The organism is Solibacillus sp. CAU 1738 (genome assembly GCF_039888725.1).
Taxonomy (GTDB): Bacteria; Bacillota; Bacilli; order Bacillales_A; family Planococcaceae; genus Metasolibacillus.
In genome coordinates this window covers 324214-346929 of record NZ_JBDQQN010000003.1, presented here as the reverse complement: position 1 = coordinate 346929, position 22716 = coordinate 324214, and the positions used below count along the sequence as shown (strand labels likewise).

At 38.2% G+C, this 22716-nt stretch carries 22 protein-coding genes, 1 riboswitch and 1 other annotated feature; of the genes, 15 read left to right on the top strand and 7 right to left on the bottom strand.

Annotated features, from left to right (window positions below; genetic code table 11):
• The first annotated feature begins 67 nt into the window (after positions 1–67).
• The 4 genes from thiD (at position 68) to AAFN87_RS11165 (ending at position 3808) form a co-directional block, all read left to right on the top strand.
• On the top strand, positions 68–898 hold the full coding sequence (gene thiD / locus AAFN87_RS11180) for a bifunctional hydroxymethylpyrimidine kinase/phosphomethylpyrimidine kinase (RefSeq protein WP_347791145.1): 831 nt from the start codon (positions 68–70) through the stop codon (positions 896–898).
• A 217-nt stretch (positions 899–1115) separates the two neighbouring features.
• On the top strand, positions 1116–1466 hold the full coding sequence (locus AAFN87_RS11175) for a YojF family protein (RefSeq protein WP_347791144.1): 351 nt from the start codon (positions 1116–1118) through the stop codon (positions 1464–1466).
• 13 nt (positions 1467–1479) lie between these two features.
• Entirely contained in the window at positions 1480–2190 is a 711-nt protein-coding gene (gene bshB2 / locus AAFN87_RS11170; protein WP_347791143.1) for a bacillithiol biosynthesis deacetylase BshB2, read from the top strand.
• Positions 2191–2455: 265 nt separating this feature from the next.
• On the top strand, positions 2456–3808 hold the full coding sequence (locus AAFN87_RS11165; RefSeq protein WP_347791142.1) for a YjiH family protein: 1353 nt from the start codon (positions 2456–2458) through the stop codon (positions 3806–3808).
• A 40-nt stretch (positions 3809–3848) separates the two neighbouring features.
• On the opposite strand, the gene AAFN87_RS11160 is transcribed toward AAFN87_RS11165, so the two are convergent.
• Positions 3849–6449: a tetratricopeptide repeat protein gene (locus tag AAFN87_RS11160; protein WP_347791141.1), complete on the bottom strand. Its 2601-nt coding sequence runs from the start codon at positions 6447–6449 to the stop codon at positions 3849–3851.
• 154 nt (positions 6450–6603) lie between these two features.
• On the opposite strand from AAFN87_RS11160, the gene ilvA reads away from it, so the two are divergent.
• The 8 genes from ilvA to trpA all read left to right on the top strand — a co-directional run bounded on the left by ilvA (position 6604) and on the right by trpA (position 15467).
• Positions 6604–7866 carry a threonine ammonia-lyase IlvA gene (gene ilvA, locus AAFN87_RS11155; RefSeq protein WP_347791457.1) on the top strand — a complete coding sequence of 421 codons (1263 nt, stop codon included), beginning with the start codon at positions 6604–6606 and terminating at the stop codon, positions 7864–7866.
• A gap of 1251 nt (positions 7867–9117) precedes the next feature.
• Positions 9118–9162, top strand: a riboswitch (PreQ1 riboswitch).
• 6 nt (positions 9163–9168) lie between these two features.
• Positions 9169–9654 (top strand): QueT transporter family protein, encoded by a 486-nt coding sequence (locus AAFN87_RS11150; protein WP_347791140.1) that lies wholly within the window; start codon positions 9169–9171, stop codon positions 9652–9654.
• 298 nt (positions 9655–9952) lie between these two features.
• Positions 9953–10159: a binding site (T-box leader), on the top strand.
• Positions 10160–10228: 69 nt separating this feature from the next.
• Entirely contained in the window at positions 10229–11092 is an 864-nt protein-coding gene (locus AAFN87_RS11145; protein WP_347791139.1) for a chorismate-binding protein, read from the top strand.
• On the top strand, positions 11089–12117 hold the full coding sequence (gene trpD, locus AAFN87_RS11140; protein ID WP_347791138.1) for an anthranilate phosphoribosyltransferase: 1029 nt from the start codon (positions 11089–11091) through the stop codon (positions 12115–12117). Before AAFN87_RS11145 ends, trpD begins: the two co-directional genes overlap by 4 nt.
• Positions 12114–12899: an indole-3-glycerol phosphate synthase TrpC gene (trpC, locus tag AAFN87_RS11135; RefSeq protein ID WP_347791137.1), complete on the top strand. Its 786-nt coding sequence runs from the start codon at positions 12114–12116 to the stop codon at positions 12897–12899. Before trpD ends, trpC begins: the two co-directional genes overlap by 4 nt.
• Positions 12899–13513 (top strand): phosphoribosylanthranilate isomerase, encoded by a 615-nt coding sequence (locus AAFN87_RS11130; protein ID WP_347791136.1) that lies wholly within the window; start codon positions 12899–12901, stop codon positions 13511–13513. Before trpC ends, AAFN87_RS11130 begins: the two co-directional genes overlap by 1 nt.
• Complete coding sequence (gene trpB / locus AAFN87_RS11125; protein WP_347791135.1) at positions 13510–14700, top strand: tryptophan synthase subunit beta; 1191 nt, start codon at positions 13510–13512, stop codon at positions 14698–14700. Before AAFN87_RS11130 ends, trpB begins: the two co-directional genes overlap by 4 nt.
• Entirely contained in the window at positions 14694–15467 is a 774-nt protein-coding gene (trpA, locus tag AAFN87_RS11120) for a tryptophan synthase subunit alpha (protein ID WP_347791134.1), read from the top strand. Before trpB ends, trpA begins: the two co-directional genes overlap by 7 nt.
• A 118-nt stretch (positions 15468–15585) precedes the next feature.
• Here trpA and AAFN87_RS11115 read toward each other — a convergent pair whose 3' ends face one another.
• The gene (locus AAFN87_RS11115; RefSeq protein WP_347791133.1) at positions 15586–16518 is read right to left on the bottom strand and encodes an L-threonine 3-dehydrogenase; all 933 of its coding nucleotides are present in this window, start codon (positions 16516–16518) and stop codon (positions 15586–15588) included.
• Positions 16519–16742: 224 nt separating this feature from the next.
• Positions 16743–17534 (bottom strand): carbon-nitrogen family hydrolase, encoded by a 792-nt coding sequence (locus AAFN87_RS11110; RefSeq protein WP_347791132.1) that lies wholly within the window; start codon positions 17532–17534, stop codon positions 16743–16745.
• A gap of 570 nt (positions 17535–18104) precedes the next feature.
• Between AAFN87_RS11110 and AAFN87_RS11105 the strand changes: the two genes are divergently transcribed.
• Positions 18105–18635 carry a sigma-70 family RNA polymerase sigma factor gene (locus tag AAFN87_RS11105; protein ID WP_347791131.1) on the top strand — a complete coding sequence of 177 codons (531 nt, stop codon included), beginning with the start codon at positions 18105–18107 and terminating at the stop codon, positions 18633–18635.
• Positions 18628–19293, top strand: coding sequence for a hypothetical protein (locus AAFN87_RS11100; RefSeq protein WP_347791130.1), 666 nt, complete (start codon positions 18628–18630; stop codon positions 19291–19293). The genes AAFN87_RS11105 and AAFN87_RS11100 overlap by 8 nt, the downstream gene beginning before the upstream one ends.
• A 432-nt stretch (positions 19294–19725) precedes the next feature.
• Here the strand turns inward: AAFN87_RS11100 and AAFN87_RS11095 are convergent, their stop codons facing one another.
• From AAFN87_RS11095 to AAFN87_RS11085, 3 genes are read right to left on the bottom strand one after another with little or no spacing between them, the layout of a single operon-like run.
• Positions 19726–19926 carry a hypothetical protein gene (locus tag AAFN87_RS11095; RefSeq protein ID WP_347791129.1) on the bottom strand — a complete coding sequence of 67 codons (201 nt, stop codon included), beginning with the start codon at positions 19924–19926 and terminating at the stop codon, positions 19726–19728.
• An 8-nt stretch (positions 19927–19934) separates the two neighbouring features.
• Positions 19935–20102, bottom strand: coding sequence for a YvrJ family protein (locus tag AAFN87_RS11090; RefSeq protein WP_347791128.1), 168 nt, complete (start codon positions 20100–20102; stop codon positions 19935–19937).
• Positions 20089–20658 (bottom strand): sigma factor-like helix-turn-helix DNA-binding protein, encoded by a 570-nt coding sequence (locus AAFN87_RS11085; protein ID WP_347791127.1) that lies wholly within the window; start codon positions 20656–20658, stop codon positions 20089–20091. Before AAFN87_RS11085 ends, AAFN87_RS11090 begins: the two co-directional genes overlap by 14 nt.
• Positions 20659–20992: 334 nt before the next feature.
• On the opposite strand from AAFN87_RS11085, the gene AAFN87_RS11080 reads away from it, so the two are divergent.
• On the top strand, positions 20993–21952 hold the full coding sequence (locus tag AAFN87_RS11080) for a leucine-rich repeat domain-containing protein (protein WP_347791126.1): 960 nt from the start codon (positions 20993–20995) through the stop codon (positions 21950–21952).
• Positions 21953–22073: 121 nt separating this feature from the next.
• Here the strand turns inward: AAFN87_RS11080 and AAFN87_RS11075 are convergent, their stop codons facing one another.
• Positions 22074–22664, bottom strand: coding sequence for a DUF1541 domain-containing protein (locus AAFN87_RS11075; protein WP_347791125.1), 591 nt, complete (start codon positions 22662–22664; stop codon positions 22074–22076).
• Positions 22665–22716: the final 52 nt, after the last annotated feature.

The following is a 22716-nucleotide window of genomic DNA, read 5'->3' as shown; positions in this document are numbered from 1 at the left end:
TTTTTACAAAGTCAGTTTCACTGTATAGTATCAAGTATTCACAGTATTCAAAAGGAGTGTTTTCAATATGACACTGAAAAAAACATTAACAATTGCAGGTTCAGATACATCAGCTGGAGCGGGTATGCAGGCGGATTTAAAAGCATTCCAGGAGCACGGCACTTACGGAATGGTCGCTTTAACGGTTGTCGTAACTATGGATCCAAACGGCTGGAGCCACAACGTTACACCATTACCAACTGAGCTACTTCAAAAACAAATTGACACAGCGCTTTCTACAAAAGTAGATGCGATTAAAACAGGGATGCTTTCAACAGAAGAAATTATCAAAATCGCGAGTGATGCCATTCAAAAATCAGGGACAAATATTGTTGTAATCGACCCTGTAATGGTTTGTAAAGGCGATGACGAAGTATTAAACCCTGGCAATACAACAGCGATGATTGACTATTTACTACCTTATGCAACAGTTGTAACTCCAAACCTTTTTGAAGCAGGTCAACTTGCAGGGACAGGTACACCAAAAACAATCGACGAAATGAAAATTGCAGCAGCAAAAATTCATGAGCTTGGTGCTAAAAACGTTGTTATTAAAGGCGGAAAAGCATTAGAATCAGAAAAAGCTGTCGATTTATTCTTTGACGGAACGACTTATAAATTGCTAGAAACAGACAAAATTGAGTCTACTTATAATCACGGTGCTGGCTGTACATTTGCAGCAAGCGTTTGTGCGAATCTTGCTAATGGTTTGTCAGTTGAAGAGTCTGTTATCGAAGCGAAAGAATTTGTTTCAGCTGCTATTGCACACGGCTGGGCATTAAATGAATATGTTGGACCAGTTATGCACGGTGCTAAACCACGTTTCGGTGCACCAGAAGTAACTGTTACAGAAATTTAAGAAAAAATTACCGATAGAGAATTCCGGAGTTATTCGGAAATTTAGGCAGCCCACTCTAGCTAGTAGGAAGCGCCTTTTAGCAGTCTAAAGCCACACAATCACATAGAAAAATACGTACAAAAAAGTAGATGTCTCAAAAAACTTGAGACGTCTTCTTTTCATTCCTTGAAACTTTTTACTATACTTAATATTAGATAGATTCGAAAGGAGAGTTAAGATGAAGGAAGTTCAAGTTGATGCGCTCCAAGAGTTACTTAATTCTTTTGCGAACAAAGACGTTTACATTCATTTAGAAACGACAAATGGTGCCTATGCAACTCACTATGATGCAAATTTTTTTAATGCCGGAGCTTTTATTCGCAATGTGAAAATTCGTTATGAACTTGGTAAAGTAATAGCAGATAATCCAAACCGTGTTGGCTTAAAGATGGAGCATGGTTGGGTTTACGCACAAGGCATTACACATTATGAGCTTGATGAGCATGGCCGCCTATTGATGGCTGGTTTAGACTATTCAGGAAAGCTTGCGATTGCACTTGAAATTAGTGAAACGCCATTTACTTATTAAGGAGTGAAGAACAATGACATTACCGACTGAGCGTCACGTATTAATTGTCTTCCCGCACCCTGATGATGAAGCGTTTTCTATCGCAGGTGCAGCAAGACTTTATCACAATATGGGAGTTCCAGTAACATACGCTTGCCTAACACTAGGTGAAATGGGCCGTAATTTAGGAAACCCACCATTCGCAACGCGCGAATCTCTACCTGAAATCCGCCGTAAAGAACTTCAAGCAGCGTGTGAAGCTATGGGCATTAAAGACCTACGAATGATGGGACTACGTGATAAAACAATTGAATTTGAAGATGATGAAAAAATGGTGCAGCTCGTTACCAAATTAATAGACGAGTTAAACCCTTCGATTATTTATACATTCTTCCCAGGCTTTGCTGTACACCCTGATCATGAGGCAACTGCAAAAGCTGTTGTCGAAGCAGTTCGCCGTATGCCAAAAGCTGAACGCCCTCGTCTGCTTGGCTGTGCTTTTGCCAACGATACAGTTGAGAAAAACGGAGAAGCACATGTGTGGATTGACATATCGAGCGTAAAAAATGATAAAGTGAAGGCACTTCAAGCACATGCCTCACAAACAGCATGGATGATGGCTGAAACGACGAAACGCATTGAAGATGGGGAACCAATGAGCGACAGCTGGCTAAATGTCGAGAAGTTTTATGTCATTCAGCACCCAGATGAAATCGGAGAACCGATAAAGCGTCAACATTTATAATTTTTAGGAGTGAGTCTACTAGCTCACTCTTTTTTTCTATATTAACGTTAGTTTTATGCAACATATTGTTCCTCCAAAACATGCAGAACTAAACTTCGATAGTGACTATAATGCTTCCTAACTGCCCTCAATATATGTACAACAAATACGTTTACTAAATGCAGAAAATTAAATCTTTACAAAAAACTATAGACAATTGTATATAAATATAATATCCTTGTATAAATATTCATTAATATTAATATTTAGTATTGAGGGCGAAAAAATGAAAAAACATTCTTTATATACTTGGTTCCTTTTCATTGTCCTGTCTGGCTTAGGTGTTTTTCTATTTATTACACCGATTAGTACAGCAGATGGCATGAAAGTTCCAATTGCAATTTTAGCAAATATGCTAGCAGGTAATCTCGAACAATATATTCTTTGGTTTACGTTCATCGTATTCACTATTGCTGCATTAGGCTCCGTCATTATCAAAGCGTTCCCAAAACGTGATGGATCGCATACACTTGCAGATTCATTATTCCGTGTAAACTGGTTCTGGACAATAATGCGAGTATTAGCCGTCATTTTTGCGGCGATGTATATATTCGATTTTGGACCATTACAAGTGAATAGCGATGTGACAGCTGGTATTTTACTTGATCCTGCTGGTGGTTTAGTAACGTATATGTTCGTACTATTTTTCTTTGCCGGACTGCTTCTGCCATTATTAACGGATTTCGGATTGCTCGATTTCTTCGGTTCAATGATGGTAAAAGTAATGCGCCCGCTTTTTAAAATTCCTGGACGATCTTCAATTGACTGCTTAGCTTCTTGGGTTGGAGACGGTACGATTGGCGTATTGTTAACAAGCAAGCAATATGAAGAAGGCAATTATACTGCTCGTGAAGCAGCAACTATTGCAACAACATTTTCTGTCGTATCGATTACGTTCTGCTTAGTCGTTGTTGAAACGATCGGTATCCAAGATTACTTCTTAGAGTTTTACGGTACAGTCATTTTGGCAGGCATTATATTAGCCGTAATTATGCCGCGTATTTATCCTTTAAAGAACAAGCCAGATTCATTTATTGATGGTACAGCTCCAAAAGGCAATCGCGAAGAAGTTCCAGAAGGTTTTAACGTCTTCACTTACGGCTTGAAAAATGCTTTAGCAAAAGCAGAAAGTAATAAAAATCTTGGCAAAGTACTTGGTTCTGGTTTAAAAAACGTCTTGGAAATGTGGTTCGCTGTTGCGCCAGTTATTATGGCTTTCGGTACAATCGCTTTAGTACTTGCTGAATTTACTAGCTTCTTCCGCATTTTAGGAATGCCGTTCGAGCCAATTTTAGCTTTATTACAAATCCCTGAAGCTGGTGAAGCTGCACAAACAATGATCGTCGGTTTTGCTGACATGCTTCTGCCTTCTGTTTTAGGCGCAGGTATCGAGTCAGACATGACACGCTTTTTTATCGCAACAGTTTCTGTTACACAATTAATTTACTTGTCGGAAGTCGGCGGCTTAATTTTAGGGACAAAACTGCCACTGAAATTATGGGATTTATTTATCATTTTCTTAATCCGTACAATTATTGCAATTCCAATTGTAGCGTTAGTTGCGCATTTACTATTTTAATTAGCAAAGGAGTTCGAGCAAAAAATGCCCGAACTCCTTTTTATATTGCTGCTGCTTTTTTCGCAAAGTGTTCTGCTTCTTCATTTTCACCAATTGCGTGATAATACAAAGCGTAATTTTCATAAATGGCCTTCGTCTTCTTTTGTGCGTACGCATATTTTGGAGCACGATTAACTGTTTCTCCATTCCACTTTAAAGCCTCATCTAACAGCACTTTTGCGCTACTTAATTTATCGTTTTTCAAATACACTTTCGCCATTTCTAAATGAGCACTACTTAAGCGATTAAGCGAACTCCCTTGCTTCGGCGCTACCTCTAGTACAGTTTCAAACGCTTTTACCGCTTTACTATATATCATTTCAAGTTCATCGAATTGTTGCTTTTCTATGCATTCAATTAATAACTCTACTGCTGCATGCCCTAGCTTTTCTTGTACATCAACATAGAATGGTGCAGACTGTATAACAAGTTCATACGTACCAATCGCTTCTTTAAAAGTACCAATGACATCTCCTTGATGGTGTCGGTACGCCTCAGCTAATCGTTTTACTGAAAAGCCCTTTAATGTTAAGTGCGTTAAATACGAAGGATGCTCCTTATCCATTAGCGTCCGGTCTAAATGGAATATAGATTGCTTATATAAACGCAACTGTTCCTTACGCTTATCATAATAATCCCCCATTAACTCCCCTAGTTTCTCATAACATTGCCCAGCTAAGCTGTTTAGCATTACATCATTCGGTAATGTTTGTAAAAACTGATTCGTTAATTGAGAGGCCTTCAAATAGCTTTGCCTCGCCAGTTCCAAATCGCCTATAGTAATCGAGATTTTCCCAATCTTCACATATGCTTCAATTGTTTGCTCTGTTTGACCTGCATACTCAATCGACATTTGAAAATGCTTTATCGCTTGTTCATACTCACTAAGGGCATAATACGCAGAAGCCATTGTAAAATAAAAACGCGCAATACTTTGTTTGTCAGCTACTTCATTTGCACATACAATCGCTGCATTTAACTTTTCTTTTATCGAGTCGTATAGCCCTAAATGCAAGTAACATTTAAATAGCTCTTCATACATAGACACCACAAAGTGAGGAGAAAACCTTCCGAGAGTTAAATTCGATTCGATAATAGCAATTGTTTCTTGCCATTGTCCTAAAACGCTCATTTTACTAATCATTTGTTGTAACCAAGTTTCAAATTCCTTCTGTTCAAGCGTAATCTGCCCATGGTAAGTTGCTTCTAATAACGCCTCTTTCGAAAAGCTGTTGTCTAAGATATTCGTATAATAAGTGAATAATGTATAGTGTACATCATTATAATAATGAATAGATTTCTGCTCAGCATCAGACTGCAACCATTGACGCATCATTTTATTCATTGTCGAATGCCCTTCTGTGGACTCTTCAATAATCGATAAATAATCAAATTTATGTAAATCTGATAATGGTACACCTGCATAAAAATCGCGTAATAATAATTTTGCAACCTCGTAATTCCAGTAGTTTGGAAACGATAGTAGTTTTAATGTAGCTAAATCTTCAGCATTAAAATTTTGTAATAACCGTTGCAATACAAAATCTATATTGTCTGAAAAATGCGCTGGTGTAGGCATTTCTATTAATTTCACTTGCAAATAAGTGTCCACCATTAAATCTAAATAAAATGGGATACCGTTCGTTGTTTTCGCAATTTTTTCACGAATGAGCTGATGATTATGCTCACATTCGGAAACATCCATCCCACTTTTGACGCAATCACAATCCTCACCCAAACACTTAATTCCGCAAGATTGTAAGAAATTATCTACGTCATTACTAGAGAGCTCTCCTACTAAGTGCTCCTCTACTTCATAGGCAGAAGTTGACTCCCAAGCTAATTTATCACGACTCCCAATAACGAATAACGTTGGAAAATCCTGATGATTTTGAGCGAAAGCCTTTAATCGTTGCACCATATATGAATCTAACACTTCATAACAATCAAAGAACATAATTAACGATTTACGTTGTTCTTTAAAATGACGTGAAACATCATCTACCCAAAGTGTAATGAGGGCATCTCTTAGTTGCTGTACATCTAGCGTATTTAGTTGTTGTACTAGCTCTTGACCTGTTTTCATCCACCAAATAGATTTTTTTGTATGGCTAGGAATTTTACTCATTAAATTAATTGCTTTTGGTACCCAGCTAGAAAAAGTAACTTGTTCTAAATCTGCAACGATATCGTATAATATATGTCCTTCATGCACAAAGCTCTTACTCATTTGCACTGGTTGATTTGTAGACTGTGTTTTTGCCCAATACATTGCAAATGCCATATCAAATGCAAAAAAATCTATCTTTTCTGTTTTTAATAATTGGAATTTCAACGTATTCATCATTTCAACAACAGTACGAAATGCACTTTCTTGAAAATCTACAAATAACGTAACAAAGTTCGTGTTTGGTTGTGTTTGGTCTTCCAAATATTTCAATAAACGCGTTTTCCCTATCCCCCCCAAACCGTAATAAGTTAAGATCTTTGTTTTACTTACATCATTAATGGCAGCAGCAAATGCAGCTCTAGGTGTTTGTCGATCTGTAAATTGACGAGATGCCGCTTCTACATATTGAGAAATATTTTGTTTTGCAGGCATAATAGACTCCTTTTTATTTCTTTTCATATATTGTACCGCTTTCATTGTGAACATTTCAGTAACTATTTTAATTAACTAAATATTTCTAACATTTAGTTATTACTTTGTGATAAAATTAGTAAATGTTTTAGTGGAAAATGGAGGTCACATATTGATGGAAGTTGCACAAACAAAGACTGTTGCTGTCGAGAATATTTTAATCGCCCATCATTTTTTAAAAGATGTCGTCGTGCATACGCCACTTCAAAAAAATGATTACTTATCCGAAAAGTACGGTGCAAGCATTTATTTCAAACGTGAAGATTTACAGCATGTTCGCTCATTCAAGCTGCGAGGTGCTTATTATAAAATCAAAAAAATTGAAGAACAGGCTCGTGCTATTGGCGTCGTATGTGCAAGTGCCGGTAACCATGCACAAGGAGTTGCGTACGCCTGTGCACAGCTGAAAATTCAAGCAAATATTTTCATGCCTAAAACGACACCAAAGCAAAAAATTAACCAAGTGCGTATGTTCGGTCGAGATTATGTACAAATCACTTTAGCTGGTGATACTTTCGACGATTCTGCTGAAAGTGCACTTGCCTACTGCGAAGAGCAGGGGAAAATTTTCATTCATCCTTTTGATGATTTCGATGTAATCGCGGGGCAAGGGACAGTTGCTGTCGAAGTTATGCATGACATCGAAGAGCCGATTGATTATATCTTTGGTAGTATCGGCGGCGGCGGTTTAATGTCTGGTGTTTCAACTTATGTGAAAAACTTATCGCCAACGAGTAAGATTATTGGTGTCGAACCAGCAGGCGCCGGCAGTATGAAAGAAGCCTTTACAAACGGAGGCCCCGTTGCACTTGAGTGGATCGATAAATTCGTTGACGGCGCTGCAGTAAAATGCGCCGGCCACGAGACATATGAGGTATGCAAAAAGCATTTAGATGACATCGTATTAGTTCCAGAAGGTAAAGTTTGTACGACGATTTTAGATTTATATAATAAACACGCTATCATTGCAGAGCCAGCAGGAGCTCTTCCTGTTGCCGCACTGGATTTTTACGCAGATGAGATTAAAGGAAAATCGGTTGTTATCATTATTAGTGGCGGTAATAATGACATCGGTCGTATGCAGGAAATTAAGGAAAAATCATTAATATATGAAGGATTGCTATATTACTTTATCGTTAATTTCCCTCAACGTTCAGGTGCTCTTCGTCAATTCCTTTCAGAAGTACTTGGACCGAATGATGATATTACAACATTCGAGTATACGAAGAAAAACAATAAGGAAAGCGGCCCTGCTCTCGTAGGTATTGAAGTAACGAACCGCGAAGATTACCCAGGATTACTAGCTCGCATGCGTGAAAACGGCTTTGAATATAAAGAAGTGAATAATGATAGTACTCTATTTGCATTATTAGTGTAAGAGATGACGAACGAAGAAACCTTCGCGCATATAGTGGCGCGGGGGTTTTATTGCGTGTGGGTGTGGGGCGTAGGATGTTTTCGGTTGGTGAGGTTAGGTGGTTTTCGGGAGATATTTATCTAATCTTACAGCATATTTATCCAATTACCGGGGTTATTTACCTAATGCTTCAAGTTATTTATCTTTCAAAAATATTTGTGACAGTATGCGATATTTCCTTCCCCTTTTCTCTCCTTGACTTTCTAAATTGAAGCGATTTAGTATTTTGTTAGCCGTTTGAATACTTTTAACTCTAAAAAATCCTATTTAACCATTCTCGGTAATCAAGATTAGACGGATCAATGTGTTCTAATAAAGGTATTAAATCTATTAAAGTTTTTAAGTGTTCACCTACTTTCTCACGCAACTTATATTTCAACTTCTCTCTAAAAACACTATTTCATGCATCTAGTAAATTAAAAAAATATCGAGTAATATATTTCCTTTTTATGTTATTGATGGTATAATTTTTATAAAGTCACGAGGAATGAGGTGAAATCCGTGCCAGAAATTAAGTGGGGTTCTCCGCTGAGTTTAGCTTGTTTAGGTATATTTATTGGTGGACTAGCAATTTTATTCAATTCTATATGGAGTAACTTTTTGTAAACAGACTATTTTAGTCTGTTTTTTTCTTTAAATAACTATGAAACAAAATTCAAAATGTGATTACTATTCCCCGCTAAATTCTTTCGGATTTATTCCTGCATATATATTCGAACCATTTACCACGATTTTATCAATCAATTTCTTCGCAATTTCAAAGGCTAAGTCCCCACATCTTCAAATCCTTTACCTTCAAAAAAATTGATATGTTTCGGTGTCGTTAAACCTTCTTCACGTCGTTAATCCAAGCACTAGTTTTATAGCTTTACCCGCATTTCCAATCTTTCGATTTAGATTCTACATTCGCGGACTCCCCCTGCACTTCAAATTATAGTCTAGCTTTGTCTATACCACGTTCATTTCAGGCGTACTGACCCGAATTCAGACCTTACAAATCGAAAAACTGTAAACCCTATTTTTTAAAACGAAATCGCACCAAGGGAGAAGTCTGCATAAAAACGAAAAAATAAATGAAATTTCAATCGATCCATTACGCCCATACACATGTCGAAAATAATACTGTAAACATTTCAACGAATTTATGATTTTACACATATTTTACACATTACCATTTACAAATGCTTATGTTTATTGCTATTATTGAACTCGCTTCACGTGGTTCGCAACCATCCCACGATAAAAAACTAGGAGGAATTGCATATGAAAGTTAAATTTTTAGCAACAAGTGCGATTATTGCGGCATTATATATCGCGATTACAATGCTTGTTGCACCTATCAGTTTTGGGCAAGTCCAATTTAGGATTGCCGAGATTTTTAATCATTTGATTGCCTTCAATCCACGCTATATGGTTGGCGTTGTACTAGGGGTTTTCATTTCAAACTTTTTATTTTCTTCAGTCGGTCCGCTAGATTTACTATTTGGTGTTGGACATACGGTAATTACATTAGGAATTTTTATTCTTATTTGCAAGTTTGTAAAAAATATTTGGGCTCGTTTAATTATTAATACGTTCCTTTTTACATTTACAATGTTTATTATCGCGTTCCAATTACATTTAGTTTTAGAATTTCCGTTCTGGGAAACATGGTTGTTTGTCGCACTTGGTGAGTTCGCCGTATTAGCGGTTGGTGCACCAATTATGTATTTACTAAACAGCCGACTAAATTTCAAAAATTTAATTTAAAATTTTTCAACCGAATGCATGTCGCATTCGGTTTTTTTATTTGTTGAGACAATCGCCTTTACGTCTGAAAACATTTTATTATTTTTCTCTCCAGCGCAGATTTCTTGGCTACAAGTAATCGCTGGAACACTTTGTCGGATGTATAATTGCACTTTCCTCCATAACTTATTTTCTGAATATATTGACATATCATTCCGTACCTTATACAATGGCACTACATCTTTGTTCGGGAACGGAAGTTGGTTGCGGGAGCGTGGCCACCGTATGAGTAAAGTGAGACGAGACTAGTTTGAGCTGAGAAAAATTGATGAATAAGAATAGTAGCGATTGCTAAATGTTTAGAGAGCGTGTGGTTGGTGCAAACGCGTCATTTTCAATTCGTGAATGGGCCTTATGAGAGCTGCTAGCAAAAGTTAGCGGACGGATTCCCCCCGTTACAAGGGATTTGAGTGGGAGCATATATGCTTCAATTTGAGGTGGCAACGCGGTCTTGATCGTCCTCTGCGAAAGGATTTTTCCTTTTGCAGGGGGCTTTTTTTTGTTTGAAAATGACACAGTTACAGGAGGAGCAAGTATGCAAAAAACTTCACGTACTACAATGCGAAAAGTAAATGGCGATTGTTTAACACCAGTTTTAATTTTCAACCGCCTGCAAGGTAAGCAAAAATTTTTACTTGAAAGCTCGGCTAAGCATGAAACAGCAGGCCGCTATTCATTTATCGGTGTTAACCCACGCAAAACGTATTCCGGTAGTGGCACAACACTAACAGAAATCTCTCATCCAACTGGCACAACATACTCCTATGAAGGAGATTTAATACAGTCATTAAAGCGAGCAATGCCCCGTATTTCACAGCATACTGAATACCCTTTTACAGGTGGTGCAATTGGGTTTATAAAGGACGGAAATGTACTGTTTCAAGTGTATAATACAGTCGTAATTTTTGATCATGTAAAAGATGAGCTAATTCTTGTGCATACAAATATTGAAGCAGAGCAGCAATCACCTGATTTGGACGCGCTTATTCGACAAATTACGCAGGGCGAAGTGGCACAACACAGCACCTATACAATAGGTGATTTTGTACAACGGCAAGCAGAGTTTTTTGGGGACCCATTCGCCTTTTATCGTGATTTCCGCGTACAACAGCCAGCTGCCTATTTATACTATATTGAGCTCGCAGAAGAAACACTAATTGGTGCATCTGCGGAAAGCCTTCTAAACGTGAAGGACGAAATTGTTACAACAACGATTGAAACGGTTATTGAAGGAACACTCTTACCGACATTACACGCCATCGACACAGTAATGCAAGCAGCGACTGCCGTACCAAACTTGCTCGGCTACATTGGCTTTAACGGACAAATCGATTTTACAAATGCCCAAAATACGATGACACTGACTGCTACTACAGCGAAGAAAGGTGGAGCACTATGACATTACAGCATTATACCGCTCGTGTAAAAAGTAGAGAACATCTCGTTTTTGTTGAAATGGTTGAAGCGGCAAATCTCATTTTTAATGACGATACACCGAAAGAAGATATTGCTGACTTTTTAGTTGCACTTAGTGAAAAAGGAGAAACAGCCCATGAAGTAGCTGGACTAGCGAGTGTTATGCGTAATAATGCCGTACGGGTTGATGTCCCAGATGGTATTTATATCGACAACTGCGGGACAGGGGGCGACGGATTGCAGAGTTTCAATATTAGTACGACAGCCGCTTTTGTATTAGCTGGTGGTGGACTGCTTGTTGCTAAGCACGGCAATCGTAAAGTATCGAGTGCATCCGGTAGCTCAGATGTATTAGAAGCATTAGGAATCGGTTTACTTTCCTCGCTTGAAGAAACGACGGAGCTACTTGCAACAGAAGGGATTGCCTTTTTGCATGCACCTAATATGCATCCAAAATTAAAACGTATCGGTGAAATGCGACAAGCAATTGGCCAACCGACAATTTTTAATTTGGCAGGACCACTAACAAATCCAGTTCCACTGAAAACACAATTTGTCGGCATTAACCGTCCTAATTTTACGACTGATTATGCGGAAGTACTGCACATGCTCGGTCGAGAGAGGGCTATCGTTGTTTCTGGTGCACAAGGGATGGACGAAGCATCTTTAGAAGGTGAAAACACATTTGTCTTACTCGATGATGGTGATATTATACCGTTCAAGTTACGCGCAGAGGATGTTGGTTTAGCTCCTGCTCCCCTCTCTGCTATTCGAGGTGGTAACGCAGTCGAAAATGCTCACATTATGCGTGATTTATTGAACGGTAAACAAAGTGCGTATTTCGACACGGTTCTATTAAATGCAGGCATCGGCTTTTTTGCGTATGGCTTAGCTAAGACGATAAAAGACGGTATTGATATGGCACGCGATAGCATTTTCTCAGGTCGTGCCCTTCAAAAACTAAATGCGGTTGTGGACTATTCACAGCAGAAGACAGGTGCAAAATGACAATTTTAAATACAATACTTGAACATAAAAAAACGGAATTACAAAGCTTACTTCAAGCGAAACCGCAATTTGCTGAAACGACAACACGCCCTTCCCTTTACGATCACCTAATATGTACAGACCGCCTACAAGTCATAGCGGAAATGAAACGCGCTTCCCCTTCTAAAGGTGATATTGCGACACATATCGACCCAGTCGCACAAGCGCAAACGTATGAAGCAGCAGGTGCGGCATGTATATCGGTATTAACAGATAGCAAGTATTTTAAAGGCTCTTTTACAGATTTACATGCAGTCGCACAGGCGGTCACTATTCCAGTACTGTGCAAAGATTTCATTATCCACAAAGTACAAATTGATTATGCGAAAGCAGCTGGATCTTCTGTTGTACTATTAATTGTAGCGGCATTAACTGATGAGGAGCTCGCTGACTTACACGCTTATGCGAGTGGGCTTGGGCTAGATGTATTAGTCGAAGTGCATGATGTGTTAGAACTGCAGCGCGCATTACAAATTAATGCAAAAATAATCGGCGTCAACAATCGGAATTTAAAAACATTCGAAGTTGATTTAGCGCATACTGAGGAAATTGCTTGTCATCTAAATCGCAGTGATGTTGCCTTTATAAGTGAAAGTGGTATTTGGAATGCAGATGATGCCCTTCGTGTCGCAAAAGCAGGGGCAAAAGCTGTGCTAGTCGGCGAATCACTTATGCGTAGTAGAGACGTTACCGCTGATTTACAAGCACTCCAAATTTCATTTGTGAAAGTTGGCGAAATATAGTGACAAAAGTAAAAATTTGCGGTTTGAAAACACCGGAGCATGTCGAAACAGCTGTGAAGTGCGGTGCGGATTTTGTCGGATTCGTCTTTGCGCCAAGTAAACGTGAAATTTCGATTGAGGAGGCAAACCTTTTAGCGCAGTACATTCCAGAGGTTGTAAAAACTGTCGGCGTATTTGTAAATGAAGAGCCCGAACGCATACAGGAAATTGCGAGTAAGGTACCACTTGATTATATCCAATATCACGGTGATGAAACGAATGAGCTAATTCAAAAAATCGGACTTCCTTCTATTAAAGCATTTTCTATTCGAAAGGTTGAAGATGTGAAACGTGCGGCAACATTCGATGTGGACTATTACTTATTTGATTCACCTGGCACAGATTTCCGCGGTGGTAGCGGTCAGACATTTGATTGGAATCTACTAGAAGAAGTAAATATCCCTCGGAAAAAAGTGATGATAGCAGGTGGACTACGTGCAGATAATGTTGCAGCAGCTGTTACACTCATATCCCCTGCTGCTGTTGATGTATCTAGCGGTGTAGAAGTAAACAGTAAGAAAGATCATACATTAATTGAGGCATTCATAAAAGCAGCAAAAGGAGCGATTTCATGATAACAGCAAAAGGACGTTTCGGTACATACGGCGGTCAATTTGTACCTGAAACTTTAATGACTCCCCTAATGGAACTGGAGCAAGCATATGAGGAAGCAAAAAATGACCCTGCTTTCATAGTGGAATTAAACTACTATTTAAAACAATATGTTGGCCGCGAAACACCTCTTTATTTTGCAGAACGTTTAACAGCAAAATGTGGTGGTGCAAAAATTTATTTAAAACGCGAAGATTTAAACCATACAGGTGCCCATAAAATTAATAATGCGCTCGGCCAAGCGTTACTTGCAAAGCGTATGGGTAAGAAAAAAATTGTTGCCGAAACAGGGGCCGGTCAGCACGGTGTCGCAACAGCAACAGCATGCGCCCTTCTCGATCTAGAGTGCATCGTTTATATGGGGGCAGAGGATGTAAAACGCCAAGCACTGAATGTCTTTCGAATGGAGCTACTCGGCACAAAGGTAATCGGTGTAGAAAAAGGCTCTGCGACATTAAAAGATGCCGTAAACGAAGCACTTCGCCACTGGGTAACGCATATTGAAGATACACATTATATATTAGGCTCGGCACTAGGTCCTCACCCGTTCCCGACAATTGTACGTGATTTCCAGCGTGTCATTGGTGATGAAACACGCGCACAAATTGTACAACAGGAAAATCGCCTACCGGATACCGTTATTGCTTGTATCGGTGGAGGTAGTAATGCAATAGGCATGTTCTACCCTTTCGTTGAGGATGCAAATGTTTCGTTATTCGGCGTAGAAGCGGCTGGTGCTGGTGTTGCAACAGGTAAACACGCGGCAGCCATCCACGGCGGTCAAACGGGCGTCCTGCATGGTGCGTATATGTATTTATTACAAGATAAAAATGGCTTTATACAAGAGGCTCATTCAATTTCAGCAGGACTCGACTACCCTGGTGTCGGACCAGAACATTGCTATTTAAATGATATAAAGCGTGCTGTTTATGAATCAGTTACAGATGCAGAAGCATTGCTCGGTGTAAAACTATTATGTGAAACGGAAGGCATTTTACCTGCATTAGAAAGTGCACATGCGATTTATTTTGCTTCTCAGTTAGCGACAAAAATGGCTAGTGATAAAGTAATCGTTGTTTGCCTCTCAGGACGTGGAGATAAAGATGTGCACACATTAATCGATGCAATGGGAGGTGTAAGTAAATGCTAGTAACGGCTATTCAAAAGGTAGTAGCGCTTGGGGATAAAGCATTTATTCCTTATATTATGGCTGGTGATGGGGGGCTCGACACATTAAAACCAACTATTCTTCGCCTTCAACAAATAGGTGTAACTGCTATTGAAGTCGGTATTCCTTTTACTGATCCGGTAGCAGATGGACCGACGATTGAGCTTGCTGGGAAACGTGCGTTACAAAACGGTACGACATTAAAATCAGTACTCGCTACTTTAACAAGCTTTGCGGATGAAATTACAGTGCCGCTTATTGCCATGACGTATTTAAATCCTATTCTTGCGTATGGTGCAGAAGCATTTGCACATGATGCTGCTAAAGCTCATATTCACGGCGTGATTGTACCGGATATGCCGCTTGAGGAGCGCAATATTATCTATCCTGCGCTACAGCGTGAAAAAATCGCCCTTGTGCAGCTCATTTCTTTAACGAGCCCCGCTGAACGAATTGCAAAACTGGCCGCTGCCAGTGAAGGCTTTATTTATGCAATCACAGTAAACGGCATAACGGGTGCACGCACGGACTTTGCAGGCGAACTCGAAAAGCATTTTGCAAAACTAAAAATAGCGAGTTCAATTCCTGTATTGGCAGGCTTCGGTATATCTACGCAAGAGCATATTGAAAAATTCTCCGCATTTAGTGATGGTGTCATCGTAGGCAGTAAAATTGTCGATGCATTAACAAGCAATAATTGGGCTACGATTGAATCACTCGTTGCTGCTACGAAAAATGTGAAGTCTTAACAGTAAGCAGGACTGCTTTCGCAAGTAAATACTGACGGAACAGTCCTTTTATGCACAAGAGCAAGGATGGTCTAGAAATTAGAACATCCCCTCTTCTTCTGATGAAGTCATTATTTATCTATTTTCTTTTCAATTTTTCAAGCATATCTTTTGTCATTTTTTCTAAATCGTACTCTGCTTTAAAACCCCACTCAGCAATAGCCGCAGAAGAATCAATAGCATTTGGCCAGCTATCTGCAATCGTTTGACGCACAGGATCAACATCATACTTTAGAGTAAAGTTTGAAATGTGCTTTTTAATTTCCGCTGCAATTTGTGAAGGCTCGAAGCTCATAGCCGAAATATTAAATGCATTACGATGAATTAACTTGTCTCCATCTGCTTCCATTAAATCCACAATAGCTTGTAGTGCATCTGGCATATACATCATATCCATATACGTACCCTCTGCAATATAAGATGTATACTCGCCCTGTTCAATTGCTTTGTAATAAATATCCACAGCATAATCTGTCGTACCTCCACCCGGCGCTGTCACGTATGAAATAAGACCAGGGAATCGTACTCCGCGCGTATCTACACCAAAACGAGTGAAATAATAATCGCATAGTAATTCACCCGCTACTTTATTTACACCGTACATCGTTGTTGGACGTTGTAAAGTGTCTTGCGGGGTGTTGTCCTTAGGCGTTGACGGACCGAAAGCACCAATCGAACTTGGCGTAAAAAATTGCAAGTTTTGCTCGCGTGCTACTTCAAGTGCGTTCATTAAACCACCCATATTTAAATTCCATGCAAATACCGGATTTTTTTCGGCTGTCGCTGAAAGTAGCGCCGCCATATGAATCATTGTATCTGCACCGAAATCTTTTGCTAATTCGTACATACGTTTACCATCTGTTACATCCAGTACTTCAAACGGCCCCGTTGCATGCTCAATTTTTCGAATATCAGTTGCTAACACCGCATCATGCCCATAAATTTCTCGTAGCTTCACAACTAATTCTGAACCAATTTGGCCTAACGCTCCCGTTACCATAATTTTTTTCATTCCCAGTACCCTCCTCTGTCACAACACAAATGTACACCCCAAAAATACAACGAAACGTCGTTAAACCCTTTATTTAAAGGGTTTTTATCGAACTTATTATATGATGTTCTTTTTAAAAAGACAACAATAAATTTCGGATTTATCAAAATATACGTAAATCCTCTATTTGTTTATTATATTATGCGAAAAAATAAGCCGTCTCATGTAATAGAGACGGCTCAAAATCATTCACTTACAACTTCTTCATATAAATTTGGTCTTCGATCCTCATAGACAGGTATTCGCGTGCGTATTTCATCGACAATCGAAAAATCAACGTCGATAATAGCTAATTCTTCATCTTCTGCGCCTGTCCATAACACTTCACCCCAAGGCTGGATAATCATTGACTGCCCGTTGAAATTTTCAACCTTATTGGCAATACGATTGACAGCAATTACGAAGCACTGATTTTCAATAGCGCGGGCTTGTAGTAACGTTTTCCAGTGGTCGATGCGCAGCGTTGGCCATTGCGCAGGTATAAATAATACTTTCGCGCCTTGTAGTGCGTGCGCCCGTAGCCATTCAGGAAAACGAATATCGTAGCAAATAACACCAGCTGCCTCGATATCCCCTAATGCAAAACGATTCATATCATCACCCGCTTGCAAATATAAATGCTCATCCATTAAACGGAATAAATGTGCTTTGCTATATTCACTAACAAGCTGCCCTTCTTTATTGTATGTGTACATCGTATTGTAAAACTTTTCGTCGCGGCGAACTGCAACAGAACCGCCAACGATATGTATTGAAAGTTCTTTTGCTAGTTTGCTTAAAAATGTTTTTGTTCGCTCACCATCGACATCTGCGAGCTCTGTTAATTTTTGTAGTGCATAACCTGTATTCCACATTTCAGGTAGCACGATGATTTCTGCTCCGCTTTCTGCTGCTTTACGAATAAAGCTTTCTGCTCGCTCAAAGTTTTCATCCACTTTGCCGAATCGTACGTTTAATTGAATGCATCCGATTTTCATGTTCCCACATCCTATAGACATTTTATTGAAAAGATTTCTTTTATTATACTGTTGATGTTTGACTATTTCGAACTTTCTCTTCCCTTTTCTCATTAGCTGGTTACAAAATATTTATTGATCGAGAGTTGTGGCAAAATTACCACCTATAAAAAAAATCAATCATACGGAGGCTGTCTCATAACGACAGCCCCGTTTTTGCATTTTAAATACTAATAAAAATAGTTTTTACAAAAAGTTCATCACTAAAAGTCTGGGATGACCAATTATTTAATATAGTGCGTGTAGATTGGAGTGGAAGTTGGGCGACTCCTGGGGGATTAGCGTCAAAAAGGAACGAAGGCTAGAAACGTCACGTCCTGTGACAACGCCTTCGTGACCAACATCATGTTGGCCCGAGATCCTGGACTGAGCTTGCGAGGGAAGCGGCTCATCGGACGCCCCCCGGAAAGCGCCCAACTGGAACGGAAATCAACCCAAATTACGGTGATAAACCAAAAAACTTTTTACTGTTAATTTTTTTGAATCTAATGCTCAACTTGTTCCGTCTAATGAGTAAAGGTGGTGTTATGGGTGTCCAATTCTGGTGAACATGCCCTTCTGAATTTTGAAAAATTAATGGAACGCTACGGTGAATCACTTATGCGGCTCGCATTTACATATGTGAAAAATCATCAAGTAGCTGAAGATATTGTGCAAGATGTATTTATTAAGGCTTTTGAGAAAAAAGAGGAATTTCGCGGGGATGCGTCTTATCAAACGTATTTGTATCGAATGACGGTAAATCGATGCCACGACTACTTTAGAAGTTGGTCCTTTAAGAATCTATTCTTTACAAATAAACAACAGCATCTCCGACTAGAAAAATCTGCGGAATCAGAAGTAATAGAAAAAACAGAGCAATATCTACTCGGCGAACAAATACTGTCCCTTCCTTTAAAATACCGAGAAGTCATTGTTTTCTATTATTACAAAGAATATAGAATTGAAGAAATTGCGAAGATTTTAGAAATCTCCCCTAGCACTGTCAAAACGCGCTTAAAACGCGCAAAAGAACGATTAAAAATTAAAATATCTAGTAAAGTCGGTGAAGAATATGGATGAAAAGAAAATCAAAGATAGTATCTCTGAATTCATTGGGGAAGAAAAACTATTTAATGATCATTTAAAAAACCGAATTATGTATGGCGTGAAGAAAAAACACAAGGGAGTGTTTAGTATCTTCAAAAAACTAACACCTGCATTCGTTTTATTGTTAATGATTATTGGATTCACCGCCTTATATTTACTATCAAATACAGACGATAAACAGCAGCTTTCTTCAACTGATGGAGAAATCATCAAAACACAAAGTCCGAATAGTGAAGCAACCGCGCAAGGAGTCGAGCAAGGTATTAATGTGTGGTCAGATGAACAATTACAGTTCCATGATCAATTCCGTGAAGCATTAAATCTTACATTCAAAATAATAAACGCCATGATAGAGCTAGATTATACGTACCTTACCGAGATTAGCGATACCTCGGTTGAAATAAATACTACCGGTAACACACTATACTATAACTCAATTGGTGCAGATGGCTATGAGGACGCTTTAATAAAAGATTTTGATTATAAAAACTTCGACTATAGAGGTTACAGCGTAGAAGGCGATTCAATAATTATTATTTTAGGCATTCATAGTGCAAGCTATGAGTTTACATTTATTAAAGGGGAATCCATTCACGGCAACTATTTACTTAAATCTATTTTCACGAATTAACCCCAAAAAACGTTACATGTTATTTTATGACGCTACTGAAAAAGTGAATTTATACAAAATTCTATAATAGAAATTTGCATTCTAACTAAATATTTCTAAAGGCAATTGCGCTAGCGCACGAGACGCATAAGCTGCGTGGTACTGTCTTATACGACTCGCTTTTGCGCTTCATGTAAGGCGCGATCGATAATGTATTTCCCTTCTGAACCTACTGTTATAGAGTTTCTATTAAGTAGGAACCATATTTTCCAAAGTGATAAGACCTTTTATTTGGCGGGCTTTACGTGCGGTATGAACGTGAAGAATGAGACTACGCACATTTTGTAGGCTCATTCTGCACGTACCGCCCCCGCCAAATGATAGCCATCTATATAACAAAAATTTACTAAGAAATATGACGACTAGCTATTTTACAGTTCAAATTATTTCGAGTTATTTCAAGTTACGTTCTTTTTCCAATAATTCAAAGAATGTCGGTATCTCATGAAAGTCTTTTGTTTTGAGAACTTCTAGAATCTTCAAGAATATTTCCTGTTCTAAATCTGCCCTATTTTGCTGATCAGTTTGCAATAACTCTTTTTGTATTTTGGGCTTCAGTAACTCAAACAGCTCTAATGGTGATAAATTATTCATCCATTACATCACTCCTTGCTTTTAGATTTATAGGGTTCAATGACCTGTATTAATCCTTTTATAGCTTGCTCGAGCTCTCCTATCTTTCGTTCAAAACGATGCAATAGATAGAGGGAAACAACAATCGGGAATCCTAAATTATTAACAAAATTAAACAAATGCTCATACGCAGGCACTTATGAATCGCCTCACTTTCTTTAAAGCGCTATTTTTAGATTTTGTAATAGCTTGCTGTGTCACTTTTAGCCGTTTGCTAATTTCTGTGTCTGTCATATTGTGAACAAATATTAAATACAAAATCTGTTGTTGCCGCGGACTAAGTAAAAGAAGTGCTTGGAACAATTGCGGGTTTTGAATATAGTCCTTTAACTCGACATACAAACGCTCGTCAAAACGACTTGCTGCAGTATCATCTTCTATTTGTTCTTTCATAGATGTAGAGTAATTACTTGTACTTGAGTTGTTCTCATTACTAGGGTGATCTAATAAACATGCGTTTCGATGACTATATAACCGCTTCTTTCTATCAAAATGCTGAGCCGTAAAATGAATGGTTTTAGAAAAATAAGAAACAGCTCGAGCTTTAGTATAATAAATTTCAAATTTTTCATTGATTTGTTCTTTGATGTGCTCTTGAGGTGTCAAATAATACTGCTTGTACAAAGAAAAGTGATCATTATCCGCTAAAAAAGATTTTAAGATAGGATTTTTTATTTCCATTCGTTTTATCATGACATTACCTCCATAAAAAGAGAACTTATGTTCGGTTAAATATTATTATAAACCTACCTCATGAAATATCCATGAGCAAATATACCAAAATTTAGTTAATTTCGAATTCATTCGGAATATGCTTATGATTTAAGTCAGAAGTAAATTAGCGACAAAAGAGAAGTTGGAACAAGAAGAATATAATAATTGGCGTTTTTAGTAAATTACGCATAATACTTCAATTAACCATGCATGATTGAGGTATATTAATAAATTCACTTTTTATTTTATAAAGGTAGCAATATCACTGAAATCACAACCAATTAAAAAAATTTTAGAAAAGGAGAAATTAAGAATGAAAAAATTTAGCCTTATTCTACTACTAGTAGTAATTATTAGTGGTTGTCAAGCACCGGCGGAACCTGTTGAACAAGAAACTACTCAACAAGCGAATACGTCGAGTGGTGTAGCCGACAAGGTGTCGAACAATATTAAACGATCCATTGCAGATCTATTAGGCAAAAGTTCAAGTAATGCTGTAAATGATGAAGATTTCCAAAAAGTAACTGCGTTTTATGTACAGGCAGAAGATCCTACAATTGAAATAGCGTTAAAAGCAATGCCAAATTTAGAGATATTATCTATTGACGTACCATTGAATAGCCTTTCATTTCTTAATACATTGAACCAATTGCAGTATTTAACTATTGTTGAAAATTCTCTTGATGATGTTGATTTTTCATCATTGACGAATTTAAAAGAATTATCACTAATAAATAGCCAGCTAGAAAATACAGATTCTCTCCGTTCACTGAAAAATGTAACGAGTCTGTCCATCATTAATAGCAATTTGCAAGATGTTTCCGCACTAAATGAACTTACAAATTTAACGTCATTAGACATTTCAGAGAACAATGTATCTTCCCTCGCAGCTATTCAAGACTTACAAACACTAAGCACCTTAAATGTGTCAAATAACAATATAGAAAATACAGAGCAGTTTGAAGCATTTAGTCAGCTTGAAAACTTATATGTAAATAGTAATCCAATTAATTCCGTTGAATTTATTAAGGCGTTACCAAATTTAGAAGTGCTACGAATGGCTTATACAAATGTATCGGACCTATCACTTCTAGAGATGGCAGAAAAACTAAGTTCGTTAGATATTCGTGAAACTAATGTAGTCTCTATTCAGCCTTTAAGCCAATTGCCGCATTTATCTTTCCTATTTTTAAATAAGGAGAAAGTAAAAGATTGGACATTGCTTGAAAACAAAGAAGGACTAACTATTTCAGAAAGCTTAATGGCAGAATAGGTATGACCTAAAGTAGGCAATATGTAGCCAAATTTAACAAATTAATGGCTTTGTGTTAAGCATTATTAAATAAATAAAAAAAAGGTGTAACTGAACCGGACCCGTTCAGCTACACCGTTTATTATTTTGCAGATATTTCGTCTTCAGTAACCCATCTATGATTTTTTACTTCTTCACCAGTTGTAGATTTGTAATCAACCATATATACTGTCGTTGGTTTTGCCTCTTCGATTTTTGCAGTTGCACCTTTCATACCTTCCAAATGGTCGGTCTCTATTACTACTTCTTCTCCAACTGCATACGGCTTTTTGTTTACATCTTTTAGTTCTTCATGGATGACCCATTTATGGTTTTTCACTTCAGGTTGACCTGATGCAGGCTTGTACGTGACTGCATAAGCTGTTGTATCATAAGCTGCGACAACTGTTGCCTCTGCACCTTCCATACCTGGCTTATGTTTGGCCTTTAAAACCACCTTTGTACCAACCGGATATTTAGGATTTGTCGCAGCCTTTAGCCCCGTTGGTAAATTAGGCCCCTCTGTTAAATTATTGACATCATTGTGGTTTTGATTCGGTTCTGTCATTGTGTTTGTGTCTGTGTTTGTATCTGGGTTTGTGTTTGTGTTTGTGTTTGTCTTTTCTTTATTGCCACAAGCAACTAAAAATACCGCGAGTAGTACGAAAAGAGCCATTGCCATTTTTTTTCTCATTATGATAGCCTCCTACAAAAGGAATGCCTAATATGACAAGCTCCTTTTGTTT